This window comes from Pseudomonas sp. ZL2, assembly GCF_054788455.1.
This window is the reverse complement of record NZ_JBGOGX010000011.1, coordinates 59,851-86,404: the sequence shown is the minus strand read 5'-3', so window position 1 is coordinate 86,404 and position 26,554 is coordinate 59,851. Positions and strand designations below refer to the sequence as shown.

General features: G+C 61.1%; 31 protein-coding genes. 23 read left to right on the top strand and 8 right to left on the bottom strand.

The window, feature by feature from the left end:
• From ABM562_RS11360 to recX, 17 genes are all read left to right on the top strand, one after another.
• Positions 1–606, top strand: a complete 606-nt coding sequence (locus tag ABM562_RS11360; RefSeq protein WP_460422011.1) for a phage tail protein I — start codon at positions 1–3, stop codon at positions 604–606.
• Positions 603–1,988, top strand: coding sequence for a phage tail protein (locus ABM562_RS11355; protein WP_460422010.1), 1,386 nt, complete (start codon positions 603–605; stop codon positions 1,986–1,988). The genes ABM562_RS11360 and ABM562_RS11355 overlap by 4 nt, the downstream gene beginning before the upstream one ends.
• The gene (locus ABM562_RS11350) at positions 1,988–2,416 is read left to right on the top strand and encodes a phage tail assembly chaperone (RefSeq protein WP_460422008.1); all 429 of its coding nucleotides are present in this window, start codon (positions 1,988–1,990) and stop codon (positions 2,414–2,416) included. The genes ABM562_RS11355 and ABM562_RS11350 overlap by 1 nt, the downstream gene beginning before the upstream one ends.
• A 90-nt stretch (positions 2,417–2,506) precedes the next feature.
• The gene (locus ABM562_RS11345; RefSeq protein WP_115088346.1) at positions 2,507–3,673 is read left to right on the top strand and encodes a phage tail sheath subtilisin-like domain-containing protein; all 1,167 of its coding nucleotides are present in this window, start codon (positions 2,507–2,509) and stop codon (positions 3,671–3,673) included.
• A 12-nt stretch (positions 3,674–3,685) separates the two neighbouring features.
• The gene (locus ABM562_RS11340; RefSeq protein WP_038996697.1) at positions 3,686–4,195 is read left to right on the top strand and encodes a phage major tail tube protein; all 510 of its coding nucleotides are present in this window, start codon (positions 3,686–3,688) and stop codon (positions 4,193–4,195) included.
• A gap of 9 nt (positions 4,196–4,204) precedes the next feature.
• Positions 4,205–4,507 carry a phage tail assembly protein gene (locus ABM562_RS11335; RefSeq protein WP_115088344.1) on the top strand — a complete coding sequence of 101 codons (303 nt, stop codon included), beginning with the start codon at positions 4,205–4,207 and terminating at the stop codon, positions 4,505–4,507.
• Positions 4,508–4,647: 140 nt separating this feature from the next.
• A complete protein-coding gene (locus ABM562_RS11330) occupies positions 4,648–6,708 on the top strand; it encodes a hypothetical protein (RefSeq protein WP_460422005.1) in 2,061 nt (686 codons plus the stop codon).
• Between the two features lie 9 nt (positions 6,709–6,717).
• Positions 6,718–7,563 carry a phage tail protein gene (locus tag ABM562_RS11325; protein WP_115088342.1) on the top strand — a complete coding sequence of 282 codons (846 nt, stop codon included), beginning with the start codon at positions 6,718–6,720 and terminating at the stop codon, positions 7,561–7,563.
• Positions 7,538–7,744 carry a tail protein X gene (locus tag ABM562_RS11320; RefSeq protein ID WP_115088341.1) on the top strand — a complete coding sequence of 69 codons (207 nt, stop codon included), beginning with the start codon at positions 7,538–7,540 and terminating at the stop codon, positions 7,742–7,744. The genes ABM562_RS11325 and ABM562_RS11320 overlap by 26 nt, the downstream gene beginning before the upstream one ends.
• A 68-nt stretch (positions 7,745–7,812) precedes the next feature.
• Positions 7,813–8,844: a phage late control D family protein gene (locus ABM562_RS11315; protein WP_258578864.1), complete on the top strand. Its 1,032-nt coding sequence runs from the start codon at positions 7,813–7,815 to the stop codon at positions 8,842–8,844.
• A 29-nt stretch (positions 8,845–8,873) separates the two neighbouring features.
• The gene (locus ABM562_RS11310; RefSeq protein ID WP_258578865.1) at positions 8,874–9,425 is read left to right on the top strand and encodes a glycoside hydrolase family 19 protein; all 552 of its coding nucleotides are present in this window, start codon (positions 8,874–8,876) and stop codon (positions 9,423–9,425) included.
• Positions 9,422–9,922, top strand: coding sequence for a lysis system i-spanin subunit Rz (locus ABM562_RS11305; protein ID WP_115088338.1), 501 nt, complete (start codon positions 9,422–9,424; stop codon positions 9,920–9,922). Before ABM562_RS11310 ends, ABM562_RS11305 begins: the two co-directional genes overlap by 4 nt.
• 43 nt (positions 9,923–9,965) lie before the next feature.
• Positions 9,966–11,276, top strand: a complete 1,311-nt coding sequence (locus ABM562_RS11300; protein WP_460422002.1) for a colicin-like pore-forming protein — start codon at positions 9,966–9,968, stop codon at positions 11,274–11,276.
• A gap of 27 nt (positions 11,277–11,303) precedes the next feature.
• A complete protein-coding gene (locus tag ABM562_RS11295) occupies positions 11,304–11,876 on the top strand; it encodes a hypothetical protein (RefSeq protein ID WP_134063968.1) in 573 nt (190 codons plus the stop codon).
• A 14-nt stretch (positions 11,877–11,890) separates the two neighbouring features.
• The gene (locus ABM562_RS11290) at positions 11,891–12,373 is read left to right on the top strand and encodes a CinA family protein (protein WP_115088335.1); all 483 of its coding nucleotides are present in this window, start codon (positions 11,891–11,893) and stop codon (positions 12,371–12,373) included.
• A 103-nt stretch (positions 12,374–12,476) separates the two neighbouring features.
• Positions 12,477–13,544, top strand: coding sequence for a recombinase RecA (gene recA, locus ABM562_RS11285; protein ID WP_115088334.1), 1,068 nt, complete (start codon positions 12,477–12,479; stop codon positions 13,542–13,544).
• A gap of 8 nt (positions 13,545–13,552) precedes the next feature.
• Complete coding sequence (recX, locus tag ABM562_RS11280) at positions 13,553–14,020, top strand: recombination regulator RecX (protein ID WP_038996683.1); 468 nt, start codon at positions 13,553–13,555, stop codon at positions 14,018–14,020.
• 4 nt (positions 14,021–14,024) lie between these two features.
• On the opposite strand, the gene ABM562_RS11275 is transcribed toward recX, so the two are convergent.
• Positions 14,025–15,143, bottom strand: a complete 1,119-nt coding sequence (locus ABM562_RS11275) for an LOG family protein (protein WP_115088333.1) — start codon at positions 15,141–15,143, stop codon at positions 14,025–14,027.
• A gap of 395 nt (positions 15,144–15,538) precedes the next feature.
• Between ABM562_RS11275 and ABM562_RS11270 the strand changes: the two genes are divergently transcribed.
• Entirely contained in the window at positions 15,539–15,739 is a 201-nt protein-coding gene (locus tag ABM562_RS11270; RefSeq protein ID WP_115088332.1) for a hypothetical protein, read from the top strand.
• Between the two features lie 5 nt (positions 15,740–15,744).
• On the opposite strand, the gene ABM562_RS11265 is transcribed toward ABM562_RS11270, so the two are convergent.
• Positions 15,745–16,161 (bottom strand): quorum-sensing-regulated virulence factor family protein, encoded by a 417-nt coding sequence (locus ABM562_RS11265; RefSeq protein ID WP_115088331.1) that lies wholly within the window; start codon positions 16,159–16,161, stop codon positions 15,745–15,747.
• A gap of 236 nt (positions 16,162–16,397) precedes the next feature.
• On the opposite strand from ABM562_RS11265, the gene ABM562_RS11260 reads away from it, so the two are divergent.
• From ABM562_RS11260 to ABM562_RS11250, 3 genes are all read left to right on the top strand, one after another.
• Positions 16,398–17,108: a tRNA-uridine aminocarboxypropyltransferase gene (locus tag ABM562_RS11260; RefSeq protein WP_115088330.1), complete on the top strand. Its 711-nt coding sequence runs from the start codon at positions 16,398–16,400 to the stop codon at positions 17,106–17,108.
• 260 nt (positions 17,109–17,368) lie between these two features.
• Positions 17,369–18,019 (top strand): response regulator transcription factor ErdR, encoded by a 651-nt coding sequence (gene erdR, locus ABM562_RS11255; protein ID WP_115088329.1) that lies wholly within the window; start codon positions 17,369–17,371, stop codon positions 18,017–18,019.
• Positions 18,020–18,094: 75 nt separating this feature from the next.
• Positions 18,095–18,460, top strand: coding sequence for a diacylglycerol kinase (locus ABM562_RS11250; protein WP_115088328.1), 366 nt, complete (start codon positions 18,095–18,097; stop codon positions 18,458–18,460).
• Here ABM562_RS11250 and ABM562_RS11245 read toward each other — a convergent pair.
• On the bottom strand, positions 18,457–19,383 hold the full coding sequence (locus tag ABM562_RS11245) for a LysR family transcriptional regulator (protein ID WP_460421998.1): 927 nt from the start codon (positions 19,381–19,383) through the stop codon (positions 18,457–18,459). The genes ABM562_RS11250 and ABM562_RS11245 overlap by 4 nt on opposite strands.
• 119 nt (positions 19,384–19,502) lie before the next feature.
• Here ABM562_RS11245 and fpr point away from each other — a divergent pair, with 119 nt between their 5' ends.
• Positions 19,503–20,282, top strand: a complete 780-nt coding sequence (fpr, locus tag ABM562_RS11240) for a ferredoxin-NADP reductase (protein ID WP_003222277.1) — start codon at positions 19,503–19,505, stop codon at positions 20,280–20,282.
• A gap of 49 nt (positions 20,283–20,331) precedes the next feature.
• Here fpr and tsaA read toward each other — a convergent pair whose 3' ends face one another.
• The 5 genes from tsaA to rimO all read right to left on the bottom strand — a co-directional run bounded on the left by tsaA (position 20,332) and on the right by rimO (position 24,285).
• A complete protein-coding gene (gene tsaA / locus ABM562_RS11235; protein ID WP_460421996.1) occupies positions 20,332–21,027 on the bottom strand; it encodes a tRNA (N6-threonylcarbamoyladenosine(37)-N6)-methyltransferase TrmO in 696 nt (231 codons plus the stop codon).
• Between the two features lie 7 nt (positions 21,028–21,034).
• Entirely contained in the window at positions 21,035–21,496 is a 462-nt protein-coding gene (locus tag ABM562_RS11230; protein WP_115088326.1) for a YehS family protein, read from the bottom strand.
• A gap of 49 nt (positions 21,497–21,545) precedes the next feature.
• Entirely contained in the window at positions 21,546–22,256 is a 711-nt protein-coding gene (locus ABM562_RS11225) for an rRNA pseudouridine synthase (RefSeq protein WP_115088325.1), read from the bottom strand.
• A gap of 130 nt (positions 22,257–22,386) precedes the next feature.
• The gene (locus tag ABM562_RS11220; protein WP_115088324.1) at positions 22,387–22,857 is read right to left on the bottom strand and encodes a GNAT family N-acetyltransferase; all 471 of its coding nucleotides are present in this window, start codon (positions 22,855–22,857) and stop codon (positions 22,387–22,389) included.
• A gap of 90 nt (positions 22,858–22,947) precedes the next feature.
• Complete coding sequence (gene rimO / locus ABM562_RS11215) at positions 22,948–24,285, bottom strand: 30S ribosomal protein S12 methylthiotransferase RimO (protein ID WP_346616707.1); 1,338 nt, start codon at positions 24,283–24,285, stop codon at positions 22,948–22,950.
• Positions 24,286–24,553: 268 nt separating this feature from the next.
• On the opposite strand from rimO, the gene ABM562_RS11210 reads away from it, so the two are divergent.
• Positions 24,554–26,452 carry a potassium transporter Kup gene (locus ABM562_RS11210; protein ID WP_115088321.1) on the top strand — a complete coding sequence of 633 codons (1,899 nt, stop codon included), beginning with the start codon at positions 24,554–24,556 and terminating at the stop codon, positions 26,450–26,452.
• Positions 26,453–26,554: the final 102 nt, after the last annotated feature.

Genomic DNA, 26,554 nt, shown 5'->3' with positions numbered 1-26,554 from the left:
ATGGACAGTCTGCTCCCGCTCAACGGTACCGATCTCGAACAGGCCATCGAGGCCGCTGGTTTTGAAACTACCGAAATACCCCTGCGTGCGCTGTACAACCCCGACACCTGCCCGGCGCACTTGCTGCACCAACTGGCCTGGGCCTGGTCGGTAGACCGCTGGGATGAAACCTGGCCGGAGGCAATCAAGCGCTCGGTGATCCGCTCGGCGTTCTATGTGCATGCGCACAAAGGGACTATCGGCGCGTTGCGCCGGGTGGTGGAGCCGCTGGGTTACCTGATCGAAGTGAAGGAGTGGTGGCAGACGGCACCGCAAGGCGTGCCGGGCACTTTTGCGCTTCAGGTCGGGGTACTGGAGAACGGAATCTCCGAGGAAATGTATCAGGAGCTGACCCGGCTGATCGATGACGCCAAGCCGGTCAGTCGCCACCTGACGGGGCTTGCGATCACGCTCGCCAGCAGTGGCTATCTGCGCCTGGGAATAAGCCTTTCTGAAGGCGATGAAATCGACATCTATCCGCCGACCTCTCGCGACATTGAAGTCAGCGGCAGCTATGGCCTTGTGGGCCGTGAACACCAAATTGAAACCCTGGACGTGTACTCATGACTGACCAGACAAGCCAGTTCTTCGCCATTCTCACGGCGGCGGGGGAGGCTAAGCAGGCCAACGCCAACGCCCTGGGCGTGCCTTGGACCTTTGCACAAATGGGGGTTGGTGATGCCAACCTGACCGACCCGATCCCATCGAGGGATCAGAAAAAGCTCATCAACGAACGCCGCAGGGCGCCGCTCAACCAGGTCAAGGTTGACCCGGACAACGCCAGCATCATCATTGCCGAGCAAGTGATACCGCCGGACGTGGGGGGCTGGTGGATTCGGGAGATCGGCCTGTACGACGTGGATGGTGACTTGGTTGCGGTGGCCAACTGTGCACCGAGTTTCAAGCCATTGCTCAATCAGGGTACCGGCAAGACTCAGGTGGTACGGCTCAACATTATTGTTACCAGCACGGCCAATGTGCTGCTCAAGATTGATCCGGCCGTTGTGCTAGCGACTCGTGAGTATGTTGACTCGGGTATCTTGAATGTACTACCTGTAAACAAAAATGCAGGGACTTACAATAGGGTCAGGATTAACGATCGTGGTGTCGTGCAAGAAGGCTTCAACCCTACTACGTTGGCTGAGTATGGTATTGTGGATGGGTTTGCCAACTCTATTTTTCGCAGCGATTACAACGATGTTTCCAATACCGGGCTTTATCATCTTGGGCGAGGAGATACACCAAATCGTCCACAAGATTTTTCGGGATCGGCAGCCTTTCATCATGCGTATGAAGACTACAGTTTCACCCTTGCTTATAACCTAGGTAGTGACTTACTAGCATTTCGGCGTACAGATCCTGAGGGGATTGGAACCTGGCGAAATATTTGGCACTCGGGAAATTTCGAGCCAGACACTAAAGCAGATAAGGCCACCACTTTGGCTGGTTATGGAATAAATGTAGCTAGCCAGGCCGAGGCCGAGGCTGGGACCGATGCAGCCAAGCCTATGACGGCCCTTCGGGTATTTCAGGCCATTGCCAAAGTTTTGAAGCAGGCAACCGAGACGGTGCCAGGTTGGCTGAAAATCGGTACGCAGGGCCAAGTCGATACGGGTACAGGTGATGATGTGGCGGTAACGCCCAAAAAGATGCGCCTTGGGTTCCAGTTTTACCCGTCTGGAGTTGGTTATGTGATTTTTCCGACCTGGCTAGGTGGACTTATCCTGCAATGGCAGCCAGGCCCGATTGGGAACGGGGTCGACACAACTCATAACTTCGTCATTCCCTATCCCAATGGTCCGCTCGCTGTGTTTGCCACCTGTGGTTACACGCCCGGTAGTGGAGTGCTCAACTACCACGCGGCGGCTATCATCAATAAGGCACAATTTATTATCCGGTCTAGTGCGGGTTCGGCTGCTGGTAGCTGGGTCTTTTCAGTGGGGTGCTAATGAAATACGCAACGTTTAACGAAGACGGTTCGCTGCAGTACCGCCTCATTGAGGGGGTGCACGATATTCCTGCACACGCGATAAAAGTTGCAGATGAACTATGGTTCCGGCTGGTCAACGAGCAGGATGGCGTGTGGCGGCTTAAAGCTGACGGCGCTATTCAGAAAGAGCCGCTTCTCGAAGTGGTGCCGGATTTCGCGAAGTTAGAGCGGGATTGGCGTGATGGTGAGCTGCAGGCAACTGAATGGCTGACGACTCGTCACCGTGATGAGCAAGGCATAGGGCGATCCACGACGCTGACCAGTGGCCAATACGGCGAAGTGCTGACTTACCGCCAGGAGCTGCGCGATTGGCCGCAGACCAGTAATTTCCCCGAATCATCCAAACGTCCGAGCGCCCCCACCTGGCTCACCACCCAAACCCAATAAAGCCCCGCACCGCCGGGGCTTTTTCTTATCCGCAACAAACCCTCTGAAGGCCCCGCACCGCGGGGCCTTTGCATTTCTGGAGACTTACCCATGAGTGGATTCTTCCACGGCGTTACCGTTACCAACGTCGACACCGGCGCACGTACCATCGCGCTGCCTTCTTCCTCGATCATCGGCTTGGTCGACACCTTCACCGAAGGCCCGGGCGCAACCGCCAAGGCCAACGACCTGGTGCTGATTACCAGCGAGCGTGAAGCCATCGCCGCGTTCGGCGCCGATGCGGCAATCACCCGCGCCTGCCAGGCCATCTATAGCCGCGCCAAGGCGGTGATCGTCGCTTGCGGCGTGGCCAAGCTTGAAGAAGAGGCGGCGCAGACCTCGGCCATCATCGGCGGCGTGCTGGCCGACGGCAAACGCACCGGCCTGCAGGCGCTGCTGGACGGCAAAAGCCGTTTCAACGCCCAGCCTCGCTTGCTGGTGACGCCAAAACACAGCGCCACCCTGGCGGTCGGTACTGCCCTGGTGGCCCTGGCCGACAAGCTGCGCGGCCTGGCCATTATCGATGGCCCGAACACCACCGACGAGGCGGCCATCGCCTACGCCGAGAACTTCGGCGCCAAGCGTGCCTACCTGGTCGACCCGGGCGTGCAGTACTGGGACACCGGCAAGAGCGCGACCCTCGATGCCCCTGCGTCGGCCTGGGTTGCCGGTCTGTTCGCCTGGACCGACAGCGAGTACGGCTTCTGGGCCTCGCCATCGAACAAGGAGTTCGTCGGCATCACCGGCACCAGCCGCGCGATCGAATACCTGGATGGCGATGCCACCTGCCGGGCCAACCTGCTCAACAACGCCAACATCACCACCGTGATCCGCGATGACGGTTTCCGCCTGTGGGGCAACCGTACCCTGAGCAGCGATCCGAAGTGGGCCTTCGTCACCCGCGTGCGGACCATGGACATCGTCATGGACGCGATCCTCTACGGCCACAAGTGGGCAGTCGACCGCTCGATCACCGCAACCTACGTCAAGGATGTGACCGAAGGTCTGCAGGCGTTCATGCGTGATCTGAAAGCCCAGGGCGCAATCATCAATTTCGAAGTGTTCGCCGACCCCGAGCTGAACACCGCCAGCCAGCTGGAGCAAGGCAAGGTCTACTGGAACATCCGTTTCACCGACGTGCCGCCAGCCGAGAACCCGAACTTCCGTGTCGAGGTCACCAACCAGTGGTTGACCGAAGTCCTCGACCAAGCCGTTTAAGGAGCAATAACCATGGCAATGATTCCCGAAACCCTGGCGAACCTGAACCTGTTCGTCGATGGCGTCAGCTTTCAAGGTGACGTCCCCAGCCTGACCCTGCCAAAGCTCACCCTGAAGATGGAGGAGCACCGTGCCGGCGGCATGGACATGGCGATTGAAATCGACCAGGGCATGGAGAAGCAGGAAGCCGGCTTCGTCACCACCGGCGTGCGCCGCGAGTCGCTGAAGTTTTTCGGCCTGGCCGACGGCTCGGCCTTCAACGGCACCTTCCGCGGTGCCTTCAAAGGCCTCAAAGGCAAGATCACCCCGGTCATCGTCACCCTGCGCGGGGCGCTGAAAGAAGTCGACATGGGCGACTGGAAGCCGGGCGACAAGGCCGAGATCAAGCACAACGTGGCCGTGACCTACTACAAGCTCGAAGTCGATGGCCGCCTGGTCTACGAAATCGATCCGCTGGGCATGAAGCGCGTCATCAACGGCGTCGACCAACTCGCCGCCCAACGTTCGGCCCTGGGCCTGTAAGGAGATCACATGACTCAAGCAAACAAGACGCCGAGCTGGCTGGCCGTGAGCGCCGAGCGGGTTGTCGTGACGTTGACCAGGCCGTCCGAGGCCAATGGTGTTCACGTCGACAGCCTGTCCCTGCGGGCACCGACCGTACGTGACATTCGTGCCGCGCAATCGGTGGCGAACAGTGACGATGAGCAACGTGAGCTGAACCTTTTTGCCTCGCTGGCCGAGGTGGGGGTCAAGGACCTTGAAGGGCTTGCCCTGAAAGACTACAGCCGCTTGCAGGCCGGTTATTTTCGCCTGGTGCAAGACGACGAGGTTTGACCCCAGGGTGCAGAGGGCGGCGGCAAAGCGACTGGCCAGGGAGCTGAACTTTACTGCCGCTGAAATCATGACCATGTCGTTCAGCGATATGGTCTGGTGGCTCTCGGATTAAGCCTGTGGCGTGGCTATAGGGGAATCAGATGACGAGCAATCCGCCATTGAAACTGGAGCTTGGTGCCACCGCCGCATTCACGGTAGGCATTGCGTTCAAGTCGGTCGAAGACCGAATCAAGAAAAACACCAGGGTTCTGGAGAGCATTTACGCTGGGCTCTTAAGCTTGCGCAACGGCGGGACGCCTGCGTCGCAAGGCAGCTTCGCCTGGTTGGGTGAGCTGCGGCCCTACCTGCAAGCAACGCTGAACCTGCTTGAGCAGCAAGTCGTCGCGCTGGGCCAGTTTCGTCAGCAGCAAGTAGTGATGGCTGTGGACAAGGCCGGGCCGCCGGCAACGGAGGTAGCACCCGAGAGAGACAACCTGAAAGTCATCGAGGACCTTCCGGTACTCGGCGAGGCATTGAAGATCTCTCGGGCGTTGCTGCTACCCACCCAGATCAGCGCACAGTTTCAAAAGATCACCCGCGACATTGCGATCAGCGCCGGGGGAGCCGACGGAGCGGACCCTTCGGCGCAGGAGCAGGCGATCATCGCCAAGGTGGCGGCGATCACCGAGGCAACCGGGATGGAGCGTAACCAGGCAGCCGAGCTGATCAAGCAGTTGTTCGACACGGGGATGGGCCTGGATAAAGCCCTGGACTTTGCCCCCGCGACGGCCAAGTTCTCGGTTGGCCAGGATGTGTCAGCCAAGGAGGCGGCACGCCTGGTCGGCGAGGTTCAGAAGAACCCTCGGGTGCGTGGACCGGATGAACTGGAAAAGGCGCTGGAGCACATTGTGTTTCAGCGCAAGGGTACCGGCGAAGGAGTTACCGACAGCCTGTCTGCGTCGCAGAACCAAGGATTGGACCAGGCCCTGGACAGTAAGGAACCCTCGAAGGCCAGGGGCGTGCTCGACAGGGATCTGGTCGCACGCCGGGGGACTTCCGATCAGCGTTTGACCGAAGCGTCCAACGCAGTTGACGAATCGCTGCGCAGCCTGGGTGATTCCATGCGGCCGTTGACGGATGGATTGGCCGAGACCGTGACTGGCACGGCCAAGGCATTCACTGGCGCTCCGGATGCGATCAAGTGGTTGATAGCGGGTGCCACGGTGCTCGGTACGACGTTCCTCGCACTCAAAGGCGGTGAAGCTGCCAAGGGTGTGTTGAGCAAAGGCCTTGAATGGCTCAAAGGCAAGCCGACGTCGGTGGGCGCAGCGGATGATCCGGGGCAGGGCAGTGATCTGTCGAACGTGAATGTGCTCAATGACCCGCTCAATGTGTTCGTCGTCAATGCCAGTGACATGGGTTGTTGCGTGAGAAAGCCGGGTCAGCGACGCAAGCCGTCCCGAAACGGACGAAAGGCGCCGCAAGGCCGGACGTCACAACGCAGGGCACCGCAACGCCAGCCTCGTTCAACGACTCGGCGGGCTCCGTCGCCCAGAGCACCTGCGCCAGGTCCGTCCACACCACCGCCAGCGCCTCCCGCCAGCCCGGTGGGGACAGCTGGCAAGATTGGTGCGGCGATCAAGGGCGTTCGCGGCCCGGCGTTGCTGACGGCGGGTATCAATACTGTCGCCACGTTCATGACTGCCGACACCCCGGAAGAAAAAGCCGAGGGTTACGGTGCCGCCGCAGGCGGTCTGGTCGGGTCCGTCATCGGTGGAGTCGTCGGCTCGTTCGTCCCGGTAATCGGTACATCGATTGGCGCCGTGCTCGGTGGCATGGCCGGCGAGGCAATTGGTGGCTGGCTGGGCAAGCGCATGGTGTCTTCCGATCAAGAGGCAGAGCCTGCAGACAAGCAGGATCAGAGCAGCAAACCGGTGGCGGCACAGCCTGGCGATGTCGCGCGTTCTCTGGCGAGTGCCATGCCTGCAAGCGACGCTCTGCAAGCGCCCATCAAGCCAACGGGGGAGGGCATTGCCCAGCCGCAATCGGTCACCCAGCAATTCACCTTTACCCCCAGCATGCCCATCACGGTCCAGGGCAGTGTTACCGACCCTGCGCTGCTCGCCCAGAACCTGCAGGCCCTGGTCCGCCGTGAGTTCGAGGAGCTGATGCGCATGGCGACCTCTCGGCAGTTGTCCGACGTTCCACATGTGTATGTTTAAGGAGAGTCCATGACCTACATGCAGCAGTTACAGTCGGCGCTGAGCTCCGTGGTGGCGGCAGGGCAGGCGGGGCGGCGGAGCGCCGATGAAATGCTGGCGCCCATGAACGGTGCTGTCAGCGACATCAGCGGCGCAGTCGCCGAGCTTGAGGCCATCCCTTTTGTCGGGCCGATCATCGGGGCAAAGTTGCAACGTACGATGCGCGCCATTCATAGCGCACAAGCGACCGTCAACCGTGTCTCGGCCAAATACGACCAGGGATTGGCCGTGGTGGTGCAGGTGCAGGAGCGGGTTCAGGCATTCGGCGAGCAGGCTGCAAAGGCCGCGGCGACGATCAACCGAATTGCCGGCAAGATCAGCCCGTCGCTGGGCAATATCCTGCCCACCGGCAGTTTTGCGCCCCAGGTGACACCGGCTGCGGAGGCAGTCAAACCGTTCCCGCACTTGTTGATCCTGCAACCGCTGGATGGCGAGTCGCCGGGTTACTACTTCAACCTCGATACGGCGGCCTTCGAAGAGCTGCGTCGCCAGACCAGCTTTCGCTGGGTCGGCCAGGAGCGCCTGACGCGCAGTGCTGCCCAGCAGGCGGTGGGCCTTGGCGAGGAAAAAATTAATATCAGGGGGGCGATATTCCCGACCTTCAAGGGTGGCCTTGGCCAGTTACAGACGTTGCGCAGCATCGGACGGCTGTTACGTCCCCTGAGCCTGATCACCGGTTACGGCGAGGTGCTGGGCAACTGGTGCCTGCTCGGCATCGATGAAGACCAGAGCAACTTACTGGCGGGTGGCATCCCGCGAAAACAGGGTTTCACATTGGAGTTTGTGAGTTATGGCGACGACCTGCAGAACCTCTGAAGGGGACGTGCTCGACACCCTTTGCCATCACTACTACGGGCATCTCAATGGCAGCGTCGAGACGGTGCTCAATGCCAATCAGGGGCTGGCCGACGAACCCCAGCCATTTCGTGCCGGGGTGCTGGTTCAATTGCCAGAGCTGATCAACGCTGCCAATGCCACGGTGCAGCTATGGGACTGACGCTCCGGACTTGCGTACAACCAGCAGACCCCGCTTCGTGCGGGGTCTGCTTTTCTGGAGCATGAGCCATGCAACCTGTGTTTCGTATCGTCGCCGATGGCAACGACATTACTGCGCTAATCAATGATCGCTTATTGCTGCTGCGCACCTCGGACAAGCCTGGCATGGAGTCGGACGATTTCGAGTTGCGTATCGATGATCGCGATGGCGCGGTTACCTTGCCTGCACGCGGGGCACTCATCGAGGTTCATCTGGGGTACGCCGGTCAGACGTTGACCCGTCTGGGGCGCTACACGGTGGATGAAGTCGAGTTATCCGGCCCGCCTGACAGCATCGTCATCCGTGGCAAGGCCAGCGACATGCGCGGTACCGGCAAGACCACGCGCAGCGGCAGCTGGGAGGGCATCCCGTTGCAGCAGATCGTGCGCGACATTGCCGCACGCAACGGCTGGCAGCCGGCGTGCCCGGTGTTGACCAGGGTGCTACGGGTCGATCAGCTCAACGAGTCGGACTTCAACTTCATCACCCGCCTGGCCAAGCAGTACGACTGCACCGCCAAGATTGGCGACGGCGTCCTGCTGGTGCTGCCGCGTCAGGGTGGGCAGAGCGCTAGTGGCAAGGCGCTTGGCGTGGTTGGCCTGCGTCGTGCGGACGTCACCCGTTGGCAGTTTCGCCTGGCCGACAAGGGGACTTACAAGGCGGTGCAGACCCGCCATCAGGACAAGCGTAGTGGTCAGCTCGTGGTGGTCGACCTGGCGAACGACGAGACGCCGCAGGGGATGGCGCCGGTTCACACTGACCGCCACCTTTACCCTGACAAGGCCTCCGCCGAGCAGGTGGCCAAAGCCAGGCTGGCGGCGCTCAACCGCAGTACCGCCAGTGTCCGTCTGGATATGCCCGGGCGTACAGATGTGTTTACCGAGCGGAGCGTGGAATTGAAGGGCTTCAAGATCGGACTCGATGGTGAGTACCTGGTGGAGTCGGTGGAGCAGGTGTTCACGGCTTCCGGCTGGACGACCACGGTCGAATGCAATGGTGGCAAGCAGGGCAAGGCCCGGGCCAAGGGCGCCAGACCGCGCAAGGGCGGTGATTCCCGTTGAATGGACTTAGCAATACGCGTGAGGAATCTATGGAGCTAACTGAAAAAACGCTGAAATTGATTTTCCCCGACGCCCGCCAGCAAGCGGGCGTTTTCGTTCCTGCGTTGAAAGTCGCCATGGCCCGTTGGGAAATCGACACCCCGCGGCGCAAAGCGGCTTTCCTCGCCCAGATCGGGCATGAGTCCGGCCAGTTGCGCTATGTGAAAGAGCTGGGCAACGATCGCTACCTGGCGCGCTACGACACCGGCACCCTGGCCCTGCGCCTGGGCAATACCCCCGAAGCTGATGGCGACGGCCAGCTGTATTGCGGCCGCGGCCTGATCCAGGTCACCGGGCGCAACAACTATCGGGCCTGCAGCATGGCCCTGTTCAGTGACGAGCGCCTGCTCAAGCAACCGCAACTGCTCGAACAGCCGCAATGGGCGGCTGAGTCGGCGGCCTGGTTCTGGCACTCGCGCGGCCTCAATCAACTGGCAGACCGCGGCGAATTCAATCGTATCACCCGGCATATCAATGGCGGGCTCAACGGCCTGGAGGATCGCCTGAGACTCTGGGCGCGGGCCCGTGAGGTGCTGTGTTGAACCGCCTGCAGCTCGGAGCATTGCTGCTGCTGACGCTGCTGGCCTGTGCGCTGACCTGGCAGGTCCAGGGCTGGCGCATGGGCCGGCAATTGGCGGAGCAAGCCGAACTGCATGGGCGGGAATGGCAAGCACAGGCCGAATCCGCTGCCGCGCAACTGGTCGCCGAACGCCTGCAACGCCAGGGGCTGGCGCAACGGTTGGAGGTCAGTGAGCAACACCATTATCAGGAGCTACTCGATGCCCAACAGACTCAGGCACGCCTGCGTGATCGCCTGGCTACTGCTGACCTGCGGCTGTCGGTCCTGGTCGAGCGCGACGCCGCCGGTTGCGCCGGCCTGCCTGCCACCGCCGGCACCGGCAGCGTGGATCATGACCCCGTACGCGCCCGACTTGACCCGGCGCATGCTCGACGAATTATCGCCATCACCGAAGACGGTGACCGCGGACTGATCGCCTTGCGCGCTTGCCAGGCGTACGTGCGCGGGCTGGTGCGCTGAACGCACATCTATTTAATGACGTTTCAACGAAAAGGACTTTGTAATGGGTGAAAAAAATATTGTTGTCGATCGTGGCATTCCGCCGGGCAACACCGGCAACGGCAGTGGTGGTGCCGGTAGTGGCGGGATACTCGGCGGCTTCTGGGGCGCTGGTGATATCAGCTCCGTGGTCGGTTCCGTGTCGGTATCGATCGACGGCGTCAGCAAAACCGCCGGCCCGGCGTTCAATGGCGCGGTGGTGTTCAACTCCACCATCGTCGAATCGGTGTTGTCCGGGGACGGCTGGCCCAGTATCGACGCCTACTACGATGTTGGCGTCGGGGTCTGGGGCATTCTTCCCTACCAGATCCTGGAAGTGCGCGACGAGATTCGCGGCAGTTTCGTGGTCAAGGAGCGCAACCTGCCGGCTACCCTCGACGCCGAGCAAAAAGCCGCCGAAGCCGCGGCAGGCAGTGATGCTGCCCTGAGCCCGGCACAAAAGCTTGAACGCTCCGTCAGTGCGGTGAAAGGGATGATGGCCAAGCGCGATGAACTGATCAAGTTCAACCGCCTGCGTCTGTCCACCTCGCCCGGCAGCGAGCTGCTTGAGCGCAACATCGACAAGATGGTCGCTGAGTTGAAAACCCTCGACGACGAGCAGATCCCGCCTGCCATCGACCAGGTACTGGACGTGCTGACCGCTGGCTTGAGCCTGCATGTCGACCTCAGTGCCAATGCCATGCTTCAGGAAAAGCTCGACAAGCTGCAGGCGCAAGCGCGCGAGGTCGCGGAGCAGGAGGCGTACAAAAGTGCGTTGGCCTTTGCCAGTGATGTCGGCAAGGAAGTCTCCAGCCGCTTCGGCACACAGATGGGCAAGGCTGCAGAGGAACTGAAGCAAGGCATCGCTGGCAAGACGGTCAAAAGCTACGATCAAGCCATGCAGGCGTTTGAAAAACTCACGCGCAACCCGGGCTTCAAGATGAACCAGAAGGACACCGCCACCATCGCCCAGGCCCTCAACGCCCTGGATGCGGCAACCTATGCCGACAACCTGCAACGCTTGGGCAAGGCCTTTGGCGTCACCGGTAAAGTGGTCCAGGCAACGACCCTGGCGCAGAAGGCGGCCAGCGGTTTCAGCAGCGGTGAATGGAAACCGTTTTTTCTCGAGCTTGAAAGCATTGCCGTGGGTACGCTGGTGGGGGCTGCCGCCGGTGCAGTGCTGGGGGCGGGCCTGGCGCTGGTGCTGGCACCCGGCTTGGCCGCTGGTGCGGGTATCATTGCCACGGGGGTGATTCTGGCTGCCGTTTCGTCTTATATCGATGCGCAGGCAATGGAGTCATTCAATCAGATGGTGCTCAATGCAGTAGCACCCTGACGAGCAAATGAAAGGGCGGATTGAAGGATGAATGTGCTGAAAGGGAGCGAACAGCAGGGGGCCTACCTGCATATCCCGTACCTGCTGATTGCCGTCAGCCTGCTACCGATCTTGCTGTTGGCCTGGCGGGTACCTGCCGAGGCACATGAGGGCTTCTACTTCGAGCTTGACCGATTTCTCGATGGCTGTTTGTTTGGCCAGGTGGGTGTCTGGTCGTCGCTCTTCCCGCTGACGGCCAAGGCAATCGGCAACTACATTGCCGTGGCGGCTCCGGTTTTCTCCTTGTGGATCACGGTAGGTATCATGAGGCGATCGCGGCTGCAGCCGGCTGCGCCTCCTCAGGTCTCTATCGGCAAATATGCCGTGATCGCCTTGGGTTGTGTGCTGCTGGATGCTTTTCTGATCTACCAGAACTATTTTACGTTCACCGACTTTGCCACTCACTCGAGGAAATTTCGCTTTTTCGGGTTGAGCGTGGCGTTCTTTCCATTTGTCGCGATGCTGTCACTGTTGGCGTTCTATGTGATGGCATTCTTCAGTTACAACCTGCTGTTTCGCTTCCCTCGTGAGGTACTGGCGCGGCGCAAGCATCTGCACTGAACAAGGAGCTTGTCATGGACCCGATCACTGCACTGTCCGCCCGCCTGGGGGAACATCTGCGCCGCTTCAATGCCCAGGTGACTACGGCCGAATCCTGCACCGGTGGTGGCATTGCCGAGGCCATTACCCGCATTCCGGGCAGCTCGGCCTGGTTCGAGGCCGGTTACGTGACTTATTCCAACAGCCAGAAGACCCGCCAGCTGGCGGTGCCCGAGGCGCTGTTCGCTCAAGTAGGGGCGGTCAGCCAGGAAGTGGTCGAGGCCATGGTCCGTGGCGCCCAGGCCGCCAGTGGCGCGCGTTTTGCCGTGGCGGTCAGCGGCGTGGCCGGGCCTGATGGCGGCTCGCCGACGAAACCGGTGGGTACGGTATGGCTGGCCTGGGCCGATGGCAGCGATGTCAGCAGCGAGCGCAGGCACTTCGACGGCGACCGTGACGCGGTTCGCCGACAAACGGTAATCGCCGCGCTAGAGGGCTTGTTACAGCTTGGTGCAGAGTAAATCGCACATCGGGGGTAGGCGGGAAGAAAACCCTGTGGAATAATACTGGCTACTTATACAGGTGTTCTGGCCGTCAGGCCCTATCGATTACGTGAGGACTTCAATGGACGACAACAAGAAGCGCGCCTTGGCTGCGGCCCTGGGGCAAATCGAGCGTCAATTCGGTAAAGGCGCGGTCATGCGCATGGGCGATCACGAGCGCCAGGCGATTCCGGCCATTTCCACCGGCTCCCTGGGCCTGGACATTGCCCTGGGCATTGGCGGTCTGCCAAAAGGTCGTATCGTCGAAATCTACGGCCCTGAGTCGTCCGGTAAAACCACCCTGACCCTGTCGGTGATTGCCCAGGCACAGAAAGCTGGCGCTACCTGTGCCTTCGTCGACGCCGAGCACGCCCTGGACCCGGAATACGCCGGCAAGCTGGGCGTCAACGTCGACGACCTGCTGGTCTCGCAGCCGGACACCGGCGAACAGGCCCTGGAAATCACCGACATGCTGGTGCGCTCCAACGCTGTTGACGTGATCATCGTCGACTCCGTGGCAGCCCTGGTACCCAAGGCCGAGATCGAAGGCGAAATGGGCGACATGCACGTGGGCCTGCAGGCTCGTCTGATGTCCCAGGCGCTGCGTAAAATCACCGGTAACATCAAGAATGCCAACTGCCTGGTGATCTTCATCAACCAGATCCGCATGAAAATCGGCGTGATGTTTGGCAGCCCGGAAACCACCACCGGTGGTAACGCGCTGAAGTTCTATGCTTCGGTCCGTCTCGACATCCGCCGTACCGGCGCGGTGAAGGAAGGCGACGAAGTGGTCGGCAGCGAAACCCGGGTCAAAATCGTCAAGAACAAGGTGGCACCGCCATTCCGTCAGGCTGAGTTCCAGATCCTCTACGGCAAGGGCATCTACCGCAACGGCGAAATCATCGACCTCGGCGTGCTGCACGGCTTCCTGGAAAAAGCCGGTGCCTGGTACAGCTACCAGGGCAGCAAGATCGGTCAGGGCAAGGCCAACTCGGCCAAGTTCCTCCAGGAGAACCCGGAAATCGCCGCGACTCTCGAGAAGCAGATCCGCGACAAGCTGCTGAATGCCGGTGCCGTTGAAGCGGCTGGCAAAGCTGCTGCGGTTACTGCTGAGCCTGAAGACGATGTGGCCGAAGCTGACGCCTACTGATCGCCCCCATGTCCGCCGTACTCGATACCCCCGTCGCCGTAAGGCGGACAGCCATGGACCTGCTCGCACGTCGCGAGCACGGTCGAGTCGAGCTGACGCGCAAGTTGCGTCAGCGCGGCGCTCCCCCCGAATTGATTGATCAGGAGCTCGACCGTCTGACGGAAGAGGGCCTGCTCAGTGAAGCCCGTTACCTGGAAAGCTTCATCAGCTACCGTTCACGCTCGGGCTATGGCCCTGCGCGTATTCGTGAAGAGCTGGGCCAGCGCGGGCTGCACCGTGGTGATATCGACCAGGCCCTGCGTGAATGCGGGGTGGACTGGTCGGCCCGGTTACTGGATGTCTGGCAGCGCAAGTTTGCCGGCCAGTTACCTGTCGATCCGCGCAGCCGCGCACAGCAAACCCGTTTTCTGGTTTACCGTGGCTTCTCCATGGAGTCGGTCGGCCGCCTGTTGAGCGGCCGAGGGCTGGACGACTGACGGCTCAGGTGACTTTCAGCGCTTCACGTGCCCGTTGGGTGGTGTGCATGGGCTCCGGCTTGGCCCAGTTCTCCGACAGGTTGATGAAGTCCACCAGTTCGCGCAGGCGTCCCTGATCGCGTCCGTTAAAGGCAAAGGCCAGGCGTGTCAAATGACTGAAGCGGGCTTCGTCATGCTGCTCGCCTCCGTAGGCGTGCTGATGAAAGTTGCCGCTCAGGCGCAAATCGGCAAACCCTTCCTGCAAATCAAACAATGCCGCTTCACTGAGCGGATGCTGCATGCGGATCACAAACTGGTTCTTCAGCCAGCGGCTGGAGTGGTAGTTACTGTAGAACTGGTTGATTTCTTCCACCGCTTCGTCGGCGGTGTACACCAGGCGCAGCAGTTTCATGTCGCTGGGCAGGATGTAGCGGTTCTCTTCCAGTTGGCGGGTGATGAAATTCAGGGCTTCCTGCCAGAAGGTGCCGCCTGGCGAATCCAGCAGTACTACCGGCACCAGCGGACTTTTGCCGGTCTGGATCAGGGTCAGTACTTCCAGGGCTTCATCCAGGGTACCGAACCCGCCTGGGCACAGGACCAGGGCGTCGGCCTCCTTGACGAAGAACAGCTTGCGAATGAAGAAGAAATGAAACGGCAGCAACTTGTCGGTGCCGTCCACAGTGGCGTTGGCATGTTGCTCGAAGGGTAGGGTGATGTTGAAGCCCAGGCTGTGTTCCACCCCTGCGCCTTCATGGGCGGCGGCCATGATGCCGCCACCGGCGCCGGTAATCACCATCAGGTCGGAGCGTGCCAGGGTTGCGCCAAGTTCTCGGGCCAGGGCATACATCGGGTGTTCAATGGGTGTTCGAGCCGAGCCAAACACCGTGACCTTGCGGCGCCCCTTGTACTGTTCAAGGGTGCGAAAGGCGTGATCAAGCTCGCGCAGGGCTTGCAGGGTGATCTTGGCGTTCCAGCGGTTGCGGTCGTCATGGGCCATGCGCAGGACGGTCAGCATCATGTCGCGGTACAGCGGCAGGTTGGGGCTGTTGGGCGCGACCAGGTTCAGTTGTTCTTCAATCTTGCTCAGGTCGATTCCGTTGTTCCTGAAGTGACTCGATAGCAGTTCGTTCGGTTGGTAAGGCATTCAAACGTCTCCTTCTGCAGCAAAACCTCTGACCGGGTGGCAATGGGCTGCCCGGCCGCGACACTGCATGTGTCGCTGGCTGCCGTGGCTCGAGTGTGGCCCCCGAGCATTGCAGTAGACCTGCAAGGTCTCAGTGCAGTGGTAATGGGTGCATACAACTTATTGTTCTTCATGTCTTCAAGTGCAACGCATAGCAGCAATGGGCAACCCCCTTTGCTTGCCCGAAAAATACAGGGTGGTTGCTATCAATCTAGACCCTGGCGCGTGTTTATGCAGGATGATCCGCTCTGAACCGGGCATGAGCAGGGACCGCTCGTCAGCCAGGATCCAATCATTGCGTGGGTCTGGTTAACTGAAAGTCCAGAGCGACAGTCGCGGTGCAGGGAGGCTGCAGCATGCAACGGCTTAACCTAGAGCTCGACGAGCAGCTGTACCGGATGCTTGAGCGCGCGGCGCAGGCCAATAACCTGAGCCTTGAACAGGAGTGCCTGCGACGGCTGGGGGGAGGGGAGCGGCACTCGCGGTATATCCAGGCGCTGGTGGCCGAACTGCGCGCCGATGAAAAACAGCGGCGCGACAGGGAGCGAGTGGCCTAAAACAGTTATTTCTGGATTTTCAGGCCACAGCTGGCGGCATTGAATGCCTGTTCGCTAACCGGGCGGTTGGTTTTGTACTCGGTGAAGCGGTAGGTCAGCACCGCGCCTTTGGCGAGCAACTGGCGAAAGCCGGAGTTCTTGCACACGCTGTCACCCAACTGGCTGCGCACCCTGTTCGGGTCGGCCTGCATTTTTTGCGCATGGCTGGGGAGCACACTCAGGTGATTGATCAGCTGTTTGCCTTCGACGGTGTAGCCCTGGTCGAGGATGTCTTCGTTGATCGCCCGCGGCGTGCCAACGCTGCTCTGCTTGGCAACTTTTTGCAGCATCTGGCTCAGCTCGTATTCCTGCTTGGACGCAGCATTTGCCGCCAGTGGCAGGGCGAGCAACAGGCTCAGGGACGGGGCGATGAAACGCAGCATGAATCTCTCCTGGTTCGGTAACTGGCAATTGGACCAACAACGGCGCACGGTGTTCCGTCACGGGCGCAACGGCAATGCCAGCGGGTAGCGACAGGTTGAGGATTATAGGGAGTCGGCGCTAGAGCTGCACGGCAAATCCCGTCAACCAGTAGGCAGGCTCTGGTAAACTGTGCGGGTTTCCTGTCTTGCCGAGTCCGAGCAGTGCCATCCCTTTCTTGCCCACGTTGTGCCCAGTCATGAGCCATGCCGTATCGCGCCTGCGCGCCGAACGCCTGGCGCGCAGTGTCAAACCCTTCGTTGCCCGCGGCTCCCGGGCGCCGCGCTGTCCTCAATGCCGGGTGATTTTCAGCTATTGCCTGTGTGCCTGGCGCCCGCAAGTGCCGGCCGATTCAGGCATGTGCCTGCTGATGCATGACACCGAGCCACTCAAACCGACCAATACCGGCTGGCTGATCGCCGACCTGATTGCCGACACCTCGGCATTCGGCTGGCAGCGTACGGCCGTCGACGAGTCCTTGCTGGCCTTGCTCGAGCAGCCGCACTGGCAGCCTTACATTGTCTTCCCCGGCGAGTTCGTCGAGCCTGGGCGGGTGGTCAACGAGGTGGCGCGCGTACCGGGCAAGCGTCCGCTGTTCATCCTGCTGGACGCCACCTGGACCGAAGCCCGCAAGATGTTTCGCAAGAGCCCGTACCTGAACCGTTTTCCGGTACTGAGCCTGCAACCGGAGCAGATTTCGCGCTATCGCCTGCGCCGCTCCAAGCGTGACGATCACTTTTGCACCGCCGAAGTGGCGGCCATGTGCCTGGAACTGGCGGGTGATCAACGCGCTGCCGAGGCGCTGGACGCCTACCTGGACGTGTTCACCACCCATTACCTGAGTGCCAAGCATCAATTGCCGCTGGATGAACAGGACACCGTGCACCAGCGTTTGCATACCTTCCTATAGTACAAGGGGCAGGCGCGGCACTTTGCGGCATAATGCTCGGATTGGTGGCCAGGGGGGCGAGCAGGGGCGGGTATTGAACTTGACCACCCGATCCAGGCTCGGCATCCTTGGCGCCGATTCGGGCACGACGAAGGCTTGAAACGCTGTTTTTCCTGGCCTCGATGTGCCTTTTGGGCTTACGGCGTTGCCGTAGCCTCGAGTTGCCCGCCAGGCGCCTATTCTTCCTTCCTGCGCCTGCACAGAACAGGATCATTAGATCGATGGCCACATACGAAATCCTGATTGCCGACGACCACCCGCTGTTTCGCAGTGCGTTGCGCCAGGCCGTCACCCTGGGCCTGGGCCCGGATGTACGTCTGGTTGAAGTGGCAAGCATCGCCGAACTGGAAACCCGCCTGACTGAAAAGTCCGACTGGGACCTGGTGCTGCTGGACCTGAACATGCCTGGAGCCTACGGGTTCTCCGGGCTGGTCCTGTTGCGCGGGCAGTATCCGCAGATTCCGGTGGTGATGGTCTCGGCGCAGGAAGAAGCCGCAGTCGTGGTCAAGTCGCGTGAGTTCGGCGCCAGTGGTTTCATCCCCAAATCGAGCCCGCTGGAAGTGATTCAGGACGCCGTGCAGAAGGTCCTTGATGGTGAGGTCTGGTGGCCGCCGCAGGCCTTCGAGAAAGTCGACGTGTCCGCCGAGGCCAAGGCCGCCAGTGAAGGCCTTGCGAGCCTGACGCCGCAACAGTTCCGGGTGCTGACCATGGTCTGTGAGGGCTTGCTGAACAAGCAGATCGCTTACGAGCTTAACGTGTCGGAAGCGACTATCAAGGCCCATGTCACGGCGATCTTCCGCAAGCTCGGCGTTCGTACCCGTACCCAGGCCGCCTTGCTGCTGCAACAACTGGAATCGGTTTCAGCCAGTTAAGGCCATTGGCCTTCACGCTTTTTTAACCCGATCTACACTAGGCTGCAGCGCTTTCAGTGGAATAAGTGATCTTCTATGTCGTCGCCTTTCAAGGGCCAGACCGGCCTTAAACGTATTTTCAATGCCGCGGGCTATTCGTTTGACGGCCTGCGCGCCGCTTTCACTGGCGAGGCTGCGTTCCGGCAGCTGGTGCTGCTCAACGTCTTGCTGATCCCGGTGGCGTTCTGGCTGGATGTCAGCCGCGCCGAGCGGGCGATCCTGATCGCGGTGTGCTTGCTGGGCCTGATTGTCGAACTGCTGAATTCGGCGGTGGAGGCAGCGATCGATCGTATTTCCCTCGATCGCCACCCGTTGTCGAAAAATGCCAAGGACATGGGCAGTGCTGCCCAGTTCGTCGCCCTGAGCATGGTCGGCCTGGTCTGGGCGGTGATCCTGCTTTAAGCAATGGTCGGCAGGACGATCTCGTCGCTGCGGCTGACGCCTGCGGTAAAGCTTCTGCACAGTTCAAGAAACTCGCGCATGGCGGAAGTCTGGTACTTCTGCTTGTGCCAGATGAAGAAGAACTGCCGGGCCAGGTCCAGTTCGGGGGTTTCCACCGGCACCAGGCTGCCGCGACGAAATGCGTCGCGCAGGGCCAGGCGCGAGATGCAGCCAATGCCCAGGCCCGACTCGACCGCCCGTTTGATCGCCTCGGTGTGTTCCAGCTCCAGGCGGATGTTGAGGTTCGAGCGGTGGTGACGCATGGCCTGATCAAAGGTCAGGCGCGTGCCGGAGCCTTGTTCGCGCAGGATCCAGGCCTCGTAGGTCAACTCTTCCATGCTTGCCTGGCCGCGTTTGGCCAGCGGGTGCTGGGGTGCGCAGAACACCACCAGTTCATCTTCGACCCAGGGCTGGACTTCCAGATCCGGATGGTTGCAGTCGCCTTCGATTAGACCCAGATCAATTTCGTAATGGGCAACCTGTTGCACGATATGCGCAGTGTTCTGTACATGCAGCTTGACCTGGCTTTCCGGGTGAATCTGCATGAAGCTGCCGATCAACAGGGTGGCCAGGTAATTGCCGATGGTCAGGGTCGCGCCCACCGCCAGCGAGCCGAAACCCGACTTGCCATTGAGCAGGTCCTCGATTTCCTTGGCCTGGTCGAGCAGGGCCACCGCCTGGGGCAGCAGTTGATGGCCCAAGGCGTTGAGGCTCAGGCGTTTACCGGCGCGGTCGAACAGCTGGCAGCTGGACTGGCGCTCAAGTTCAGTGATCGATGTACTGGCGGCCGACTGCGATAACGCCAGTATCCCAGCGGCCCGCGAGACGCTTTGGTACTGGGCGACGGCAACGAACACCTGGAGCTGACGAAGGGTAAATCGCATATCTATATAACCGATAAGACATATCTTGATAATTCATTTAACAGATATTGTCGCTGGCACTAGACTATTGCGCAATCGCGCTCTCGCTTAGCGCCGCGTTTTTCTTCAGGAGCCCGTACATGAGCAACATGAACCACGAACGTGTCCTCAGTGTTCACCACTGGAACGACACCCTGTTCAGCTTCAAGTGCACCCGCGACCCGGGCCTGCGCTTCGAGAACGGTCAGTTCGTGATGATCGGCCTGCAACAGCCAAATGGCCGCCCGCTCATGCGCGCCTACTCGATTGCCAGCCCGAACTGGGAAGAGCATCTGGAGTTCTTCAGCATCAAGGTGCCGGACGGCCCGCTGACCTCCCAGCTGCAGCACCTGAAGGAAGGCGATGAGATCATCATCAGCAAGAAGCCTACCGGTACTTTGGTACTCGACGACCTGAACCCGGGCAAGCACCTGTACCTGCTCAGCACCGGTACTGGCCTGGCGCCGTTCATGAGCGTCATCCAGGACCCGGAAACCTACGAGCGTTTCGAGAAAGTGATCCTGGTCCACGGCGTACGCTACGTCAACGAGGTCGCCTACCGCGAATTCATCACCGAGCACCTGCCGCAGAACGAATTCTTCGGCGAGGCGCTGCGTGACAAGCTGATCTACTACCCGACCGTAACCCGCGAGCCGTTCGAAAACCAGGGTCGCCTGACCGACCTGATGCGCAGTGGCAAGCTGTTCAGCGACATCGGCCTGCCACCGATCAACCCGCAGGACGACCGAGCGATGATCTGCGGTAGCCCGAGCATGCTCGACGAGACCAGCGAAGTGCTCGACAGCTTCGGCCTGAAGATCTCGGCGCGTATGCGCGAGCCGGGTGATTACCTGATCGAGCGTGCATTCGTCGAGAAGTAAGCGGCGCTGAAAACAAAAAAAGCAGGCTTCGGCCTGCTTTTTTTGTGCCCTACTGGTCCATCACCACTTCCAGCAGGCGGATCTGATCCGGCTGCGGGTAGTGCCAGCGCACCTGTACATCCCAGAACTTGACCCCGTACACGCGCTCGGGTGGCGGTACCTGGTAGGCCGGGCGCGGGTCCTGGGCCAGGCATTGTTCAATCAGCTCCACCAGTGGCTCGGCGAGGCGCAGGGCGTGCTCGCGTGCCTGGGACAGGGCAGTATCGCTCCAGCTCACCGCAATCGGCGCAGGCGGCGCATCAGCCATGAGGTTGACCGCTCCGGCCACCGAATCGGCGTAGGGCACGTAGGGTTTGATATCGAGCACCGGCGTGCCATCGAGCAGGTCGATACCAGACAACCACAAGCGACCGGCCTCGACCTTCTCCAGCCTGACCACCGACTGACCAATACCGTTGGGCCGGTGGGTAGCCCGGGTGGCGAACACGCCCATGGACTTGTTGCCGCCCAGCCGTGGCGGGCGCACCTTCAGCCGTGGCTTGTCTTCCAGGGCCTGGTGGAACAGGAACAGCAGCCAGACATGGCTGACCTGCTCCAGCCCGGCCACGGCCTCGCCGTTGTCGTAGGGCGGCAGCAACTCCAATACCCCACGGGCAGCCGGTGCCAGTTGTGGCTGGCGCGGAATGGCGAACTTTTCCTTGAAACAGGAGCGAACGTGGCCGATTGGTGCAACGCTGTAGTTCATCGGGGAATCAGCCACGAACCCGCAGGGTCAGGCCCTTGAGGAAGTTGCGCAGCAACTGGTCGCCGCATGGGCGGTAGTTGTTATGGCCGACTTTGCGGAACAGGGCGCTGAGCTCCGGTTTCGATACAGGGAAGTCGGCGGCCTTGAGGATCGCATGCAGGTCGTCTTCCTTCAGCTCGAAAGCCACGCGCAGCTTCTTCATGACGATGTTGTTAGTCACCGGCAGTTCGATGGGCAGTGGCGGGCGGCTGTCGTCCTTGCCGCGCTTGAAGATCACCAGGCCGTCGAGAAAGTAAGCGATGACTTCGTCCGGGCAGCGCACGAAGCCTTCTTCGTCTTCCTTCTTGAGGTAGGAGGCGATGTCGGCGAGGGACACCTCGAAGCCGGTCAACTTGATGATATCGGTGAGCTTGGCGTCGTTGACGTCCAGCAGGTAGCGCAGGCTGCGCAGTACATCGTTGTGAATCATGGGGACAATCCTGTTCAGGGGCGCCGTCTGGGTGACGGCGCCGTGTTGCTTAGAATCTTTCGCTGGTTGCCAGGTAGCGCCACTGGCCCAGTGGCAGCTTGCTCATGGCGACCCCGCCCAGGCGAATCCGGCGCATGCTCACCGGCGTGACCCCAACACTGCTGCAGAGCAGGTTGATGAGCCCGGCTGGCGGGTTTTTCAGGACCATGCGCAGGCGCGTTTCGTTCTGCCAGCTGGCCTTGATCTTCGGCAGTTCGTTGCCTTTCCAGTTGAAGCCACGGTTCAGGCGCTCCAGGCCGTGGGCAATCATTTCGCCGCTGACTTCGACGATGTATTCCTGTTCGAGCTTGGCCAGGTCGGCATCAAGCTTGCGGGTCACGCGCCAGTCCTGGGTGAACACCTGCAGGCCGCTGGCACCTTGCTGCAAGGGGGCGGCGCAGCTCAGGCGGGCGAAGTGGCCCTTGAGCGGGCGACGGCTGTAGCTGTGCTCTTGCGAGAGGCTATCGGCGCTGATACTGGCACAGGCGCTGTCGAGGTCGAGCTCGGCGGGCTGGTTGAGCAGCAGGGTGACCGGCTCCAGGGCTTCGGCCTTGGCGCCCTGGCGCAATTCGACCTTGTGCTCGGTGACCTTGAACTGCGGCTCGTCGATCACGGTGCCGTTCACCGTGACCCAGCCGCCCTCGATGTACAGCTCGGCCTCCCGCCGGGAGCAACCGACCAGTTCGATAAGGCGTTTGGAAAGGCGAATGGGTTCAGACATGACGACAGCCGTAGACACAGGGAAAGGTGCCCATTGTAACTGCCCCGGCGGGGTTGGGGCCGGGAACATTCGTTGATCCGGCCATTAATCTGCAGTTTCGTCATTTTTCAGAGAGGGATTACACAGACCTTCAGCCGGTGCGGGCAGACTGCGTACGAATCAGCCTCATGTGAAGTAGGGGATAGGGCTGGCCCATGCCGTCCGTTTCTGAGCGGCCCACCACCTCGAAGCCCTGGCGCAGGTAGAAGCCCAGGGCCTGGGCGTTCTGCTCGTTGACGTCCAGTTGCTCGGCGTGCAGTTCATCGATGGCCACCCGCAGCAGTCGCGAGCCCAGGCCCTGGCCGCGCATCTCGGGGTCGATGAAGAGCATCTCCACGCGCCCGCCGGCGACCCCGGCAAAGCCATGGACACGCTGCCTGGTATCTTTACAGCAGATCAGCATCACCGCGTCCAGGTACTGGCTGAGCAGCAGCTCGCGCAGCAGGCAGATGTAACTGTCGGGGAGAAAGTCATGGGTGGCACGCACGGACGCTTCCCACACCCGCGCCAGCTCCGGGTAGTCACGCAGGCCAGGGGTCTGCACGGTCATATGCCTGCGCATTGCGGTGGTCTCCTCGGGGCAACTGAAGAAACCATAGTTGCAAAAAAAAGCCCCGCCATTGCTGGCAGGGCTTTTTTTATCGGCGCCGAATCAGATCGGTTCGGCCCACATGTCGTACTCGTCGGCGTCGGTCACCCGGCAGCGTACCGTGTCACCCGGCTTGAAGCCGTGGTTGCCGTCGATGAACACGTTGCCGTCGATTTCCGGGGCATCGAAGAAGCTGCGGCCAACCGAGCCTTCTTCTTCAACTTCATCGATCAGCACGTCGATTTCCTTGCCGATGCGCAGTTGCAGTCGCGCGGTGCTGATGGCCTGCTGGTGGGCCATGAAGCGGTCCCAGCGCTCCTGCTTGATGTCGTCCGGGACTTCATCCAGACCCAGGTCGTTGGCCGGGGCGCCTTCAACTGGCGAGTACTGGAAGCAGCCGACGCGATCAAGTTGGGCTTCGGTCAGCCAGTCGAGCAGATACTGGAAGTCTTCTTCGGTTTCACCCGGGAAGCCGACGATGAAAGTCGAACGGATGACCAGCTCAGGGCACTGCTCGCGCCAGTTCTTGATGCGCGCCAGAGTGCGGTCTTCGAAGGCCGGACGCTTCATCGACTTGAGCACTTTGGGGCTTGCGTGCTGGAACGGGATGTCCAGGTACGGCAGGATCTTGCCGGCAGCCATCAGCGGGATCACGTCGTCGACGTTCGGGTACGGGTACACATAGTGCAGGCGCACCCAGGCGCCCAGGCTGCTCAGCGCTTCGCACAGCTCGAGCATGCGCGTCTTGACCGGACGGCCGTTCCAGAAGTCGGTCTTGTACTTGACGTCGACGCCGTAGGCGCTGGTGTCCTGGGAGATCACCAGGATTTCCTTGACCCCGGCCTTGACCAGGCGCTCGGCCTCGCTCAGCACTTCGCCGACCGGGCGGCTGACCAGCTTGCCGCGCATCGAGGGGATGATGCAGAAGCTGCAGCTGTGGTTGCAGCCTTCGGAAATCTTCAGGTAGGCATAGTGGCGCGGAGTCAGCTTGATGCCCTGTGGTGGCACCAGGTCGATCAGCGGGTTGTGGTCCTGGCGCGGCGGCACGACTTCATGCACGGCATTGACCACCTGCTCGTACTGCTGCGGACCGGTCACCGAGAGCACGCTCGGGTGCACGTCACGGATGCTGCCTTCCTCGACACCCATGCAGCCGGTGACGATGACCTTGCCGTTTTCCTTGATGGCTTCGCCAATCACTTCCAGGGATTCGGCCTTGGCGCTGTCGATGAAGCCGCAGGTGTTGACCACCACCACGTCGGCGTCCTGGTAGGTGGGCACGACTTCATAGCCTTCCATGCGCAGCTGGGTCAGGATGCGCTCGGAATCGACCAGGGCCTTGGGGCAACCCAGGGAAACGAAGCCGACCTTGGGCGTGGTGGGCGTAGGGGTGGTGGACATGACTAACCTCGGTGTTGAAGGGCTTGCCTGGCCGGACAGGCGGGCAAACCTGATGGGCGCTTTGGGCGCCTCTGATCAAAAAGTGCGCAATTCTAGCGAGCGCAAAGTCACTTGACCAGCAGAAATACGACGAACGCTCAGCTATGCTTCGCGGCGATATGCCTGCGTTTGCATCGGGCCCTGACAGTGCCGGCGGCGCGATAGCAGAAATCATAGCGTCTGGCGCGAATCTTACCGGCCTCAAGGGTCTTGGTTGCGGGAGTGGTGGATGGTTCAGGCAAGCAGTCAGACCGATAGCGGGCATTCGTCGGCAAAGCCGCTGAGCCTGTTGGTGGCAGCCGTAGGGGTGGTGTACGGCGATATCGGCACCAGCCCCCTGTATACCCTCAAGGAAGTTTTTTCCGGCGGTTATGGCGTGCCGGTCAACCATGACGGCGTGCTGGGCATCCTGGCGTTGATCCTCTGGTCGCTGATCTGGGTGGTGTCGGTCAAGTACGTGCTGTTCATCCTGCGCGCCGACAACCAGGGTGAAGGTGGCATCATGGCCCTTACCGCCCTGGCCCGGCGGGCCTCGGCGCCCTACCCGAAACTCAAGGTGCTGATGGTCGGCTGTGGGCTGATCGGCGCGGCGCTGTTCTACGGCGACAGCATGATCACTCCGGCGATTTCGGTACTGTCGGCGGTGGAGGGTCTGGAACTGGCCTTCGACGGCATCGATCACTGGGTCATTCCGGTGGCGTTGATCGTGCTGGTGGCGTTGTTCCTGATCCAGAAGCACGGTACGGCGCGCATCGGCATCCTCTTCGGGCCGGTGATGGTCACCTGGTTCGTGGTGCTCGGCGCCTTGGGTGTGCATGGCATCATCCAGAGCCCTGAGGTGCTCAAGGCTTTCAACCCGGTCTGGGCGGTGCGCTTCTTTATCGTCCACCCAGGCATGGGCGTGGCGATTCTCGGCGCCGTGGTGCTGGCACTGACTGGCGCCGAAGCACTGTACGCCGACATGGGCCACTTCGGCCGTAAACCCATTGCCCGCGCCTGGTTCGCCCTGGTGCTGCCGGCGCTGGTGCTCAACTACTTCGGCCAGGGTGCCTTGCTGCTGCAGAACCCGGAGGCGGCGCGCAACCCGTTCTACTTGCTGGCGCCGAACTGGGCGCTGATACCGTTGGTCGGTTTGTCCACCCTGGCCACGGTGATCGCCTCCCAGGCGGTGATTTCCGGGGCCTTCTCCCTGACCCGCCAGGCGATCCAGCTTGGCTATGTGCCGCGCATGCAGATCCAGCACACCTCCAGTGACGAGCAGGGGCAAATCTACATCGGGGCAGTGAACTGGTCGCTGATGATCGGGGTGATTCTTCTGGTGCTTGGGTTCGAATCCTCCGGGGCGCTGGCCTCGGCCTACGGCGTGGCGGTGACCGGGACCATGTTGATGACCACCTTGCTGGTGTCCACGGTGATGTTGCTGCTGTGGAAGTGGCCGCCGCTGCTGGCGGTACCGATCCTGTTGGGCTTTCTCTTTGTCGATGGCCTGTTCTTCGCCGCCAACGTGCCGAAAGTGGTGCAGGGCGGGGCCTTTCCGGTGCTGGCGGGGATTGTCCTGTTCGTCCTGATGACCACCTGGAAGCGCGGCAAGCAGATCCTGGTCGAGCGCCTGGACGAAGGCAGCCTGCCGTTGCCGCTGTTCATCGGCAGCATTCGCGTGCAGCCGCCGCATCGGGTCGAGGGAACTGCGGTGTTCCTCACTGCGCGCCCGGATGCGGTGCCACATGCCTTGCTGCACAACATGCTGCACAACCAGGTGCTGCATTCGCAGGTGGTGCTGCTGACCGTGGTCAGTGAGGATACGCCGCGGGTACCGGCGCAGGAACGCTTTGAAGTCGAGGCATATGGCGAGGGTTTCTACCGGGTGCTGTTGCACTTTGGCTTCATGGACGAGCCGGATGTGCCAGCGGCGTTGAAGCTCTGCCATCTTGAGGGGTTGGATTTCAGCCCGATGCGTACCACCTACTTCCTCAGCCGCGAGACGGTGATTGCGTCGCGGCTGGTGGGCATGGCGCGTTGGCGGGGGCTGTTGTTTGCCTTTTTGCTGAAGAATGCCAACGGCAATCTGAGGTTCTTCAATTTGCCGTTGAACCGGGTGATCGAGCTGGGTACACAGGTAGAGATATAGGTAGCTGCAAGCTACAAGCCTCAAGCTGCAAGCAAGAGCCGTGCGCGATTGGCTCTAGCTTGCAGCTTGAGGCTGACAGCTTGCAGCTGCGCGCCGGGGCGC

Bases quoted from the DNA above. Each gene is read 5' to 3' on its own strand.
- ABM562_RS11360 (WP_460422011.1), top strand. From the start codon at position 1: ATGGACAGTCTGCTCCCGCTCAACGGTACCGATCTCGAACAGGCCATC.
- ABM562_RS11355 (WP_460422010.1), top strand. From the start codon at position 603: ATGACTGACCAGACAAGCCAGTTCTTCGCCATTCTCACGGCGGCGGGG.
- ABM562_RS11350 (WP_460422008.1), top strand. From the start codon at position 1,988: ATGAAATACGCAACGTTTAACGAAGACGGTTCGCTGCAGTACCGCCTC.
- ABM562_RS11345 (WP_115088346.1), top strand. From the start codon at position 2,507: ATGAGTGGATTCTTCCACGGCGTTACCGTTACCAACGTCGACACCGGC.
- ABM562_RS11340 (WP_038996697.1), top strand. From the start codon at position 3,686: ATGGCAATGATTCCCGAAACCCTGGCGAACCTGAACCTGTTCGTCGAT.
- ABM562_RS11335 (WP_115088344.1), top strand. From the start codon at position 4,205: ATGACTCAAGCAAACAAGACGCCGAGCTGGCTGGCCGTGAGCGCCGAG.
- ABM562_RS11330 (WP_460422005.1), top strand. From the start codon at position 4,648: ATGACGAGCAATCCGCCATTGAAACTGGAGCTTGGTGCCACCGCCGCA.
- ABM562_RS11325 (WP_115088342.1), top strand. From the start codon at position 6,718: ATGACCTACATGCAGCAGTTACAGTCGGCGCTGAGCTCCGTGGTGGCG.
- ABM562_RS11320 (WP_115088341.1), top strand. From the start codon at position 7,538: ATGGCGACGACCTGCAGAACCTCTGAAGGGGACGTGCTCGACACCCTT.
- ABM562_RS11315 (WP_258578864.1), top strand. From the start codon at position 7,813: ATGCAACCTGTGTTTCGTATCGTCGCCGATGGCAACGACATTACTGCG.
- ABM562_RS11310 (WP_258578865.1), top strand. From the start codon at position 8,874: ATGGAGCTAACTGAAAAAACGCTGAAATTGATTTTCCCCGACGCCCGC.
- ABM562_RS11300 (WP_460422002.1), top strand. From the start codon at position 9,966: ATGGGTGAAAAAAATATTGTTGTCGATCGTGGCATTCCGCCGGGCAAC.
- ABM562_RS11295 (WP_134063968.1), top strand. From the start codon at position 11,304: ATGAATGTGCTGAAAGGGAGCGAACAGCAGGGGGCCTACCTGCATATC.
- ABM562_RS11290 (WP_115088335.1), top strand. From the start codon at position 11,891: ATGGACCCGATCACTGCACTGTCCGCCCGCCTGGGGGAACATCTGCGC.
- recA (WP_115088334.1), top strand. From the start codon at position 12,477: ATGGACGACAACAAGAAGCGCGCCTTGGCTGCGGCCCTGGGGCAAATC.
- recX (WP_038996683.1), top strand. From the start codon at position 13,553: ATGTCCGCCGTACTCGATACCCCCGTCGCCGTAAGGCGGACAGCCATG.
- ABM562_RS11275 (WP_115088333.1), bottom strand. From the start codon at position 15,143: ATGCCTTACCAACCGAACGAACTGCTATCGAGTCACTTCAGGAACAAC.
- ABM562_RS11270 (WP_115088332.1), top strand. From the start codon at position 15,539: ATGCAACGGCTTAACCTAGAGCTCGACGAGCAGCTGTACCGGATGCTT.
- ABM562_RS11265 (WP_115088331.1), bottom strand. From the start codon at position 16,161: ATGCTGCGTTTCATCGCCCCGTCCCTGAGCCTGTTGCTCGCCCTGCCA.
- ABM562_RS11260 (WP_115088330.1), top strand. From the start codon at position 16,398: ATGAGCCATGCCGTATCGCGCCTGCGCGCCGAACGCCTGGCGCGCAGT.
- erdR (WP_115088329.1), top strand. From the start codon at position 17,369: ATGGCCACATACGAAATCCTGATTGCCGACGACCACCCGCTGTTTCGC.
- ABM562_RS11250 (WP_115088328.1), top strand. From the start codon at position 18,095: ATGTCGTCGCCTTTCAAGGGCCAGACCGGCCTTAAACGTATTTTCAAT.
- ABM562_RS11245 (WP_460421998.1), bottom strand. From the start codon at position 19,383: ATGCGATTTACCCTTCGTCAGCTCCAGGTGTTCGTTGCCGTCGCCCAG.
- fpr (WP_003222277.1), top strand. From the start codon at position 19,503: ATGAGCAACATGAACCACGAACGTGTCCTCAGTGTTCACCACTGGAAC.
- tsaA (WP_460421996.1), bottom strand. From the start codon at position 21,027: ATGAACTACAGCGTTGCACCAATCGGCCACGTTCGCTCCTGTTTCAAG.
- ABM562_RS11230 (WP_115088326.1), bottom strand. From the start codon at position 21,496: ATGATTCACAACGATGTACTGCGCAGCCTGCGCTACCTGCTGGACGTC.
- ABM562_RS11225 (WP_115088325.1), bottom strand. From the start codon at position 22,256: ATGTCTGAACCCATTCGCCTTTCCAAACGCCTTATCGAACTGGTCGGT.
- ABM562_RS11220 (WP_115088324.1), bottom strand. From the start codon at position 22,857: ATGCGCAGGCATATGACCGTGCAGACCCCTGGCCTGCGTGACTACCCG.
- rimO (WP_346616707.1), bottom strand. From the start codon at position 24,285: ATGTCCACCACCCCTACGCCCACCACGCCCAAGGTCGGCTTCGTTTCC.
- ABM562_RS11210 (WP_115088321.1), top strand. From the start codon at position 24,554: ATGGTTCAGGCAAGCAGTCAGACCGATAGCGGGCATTCGTCGGCAAAG.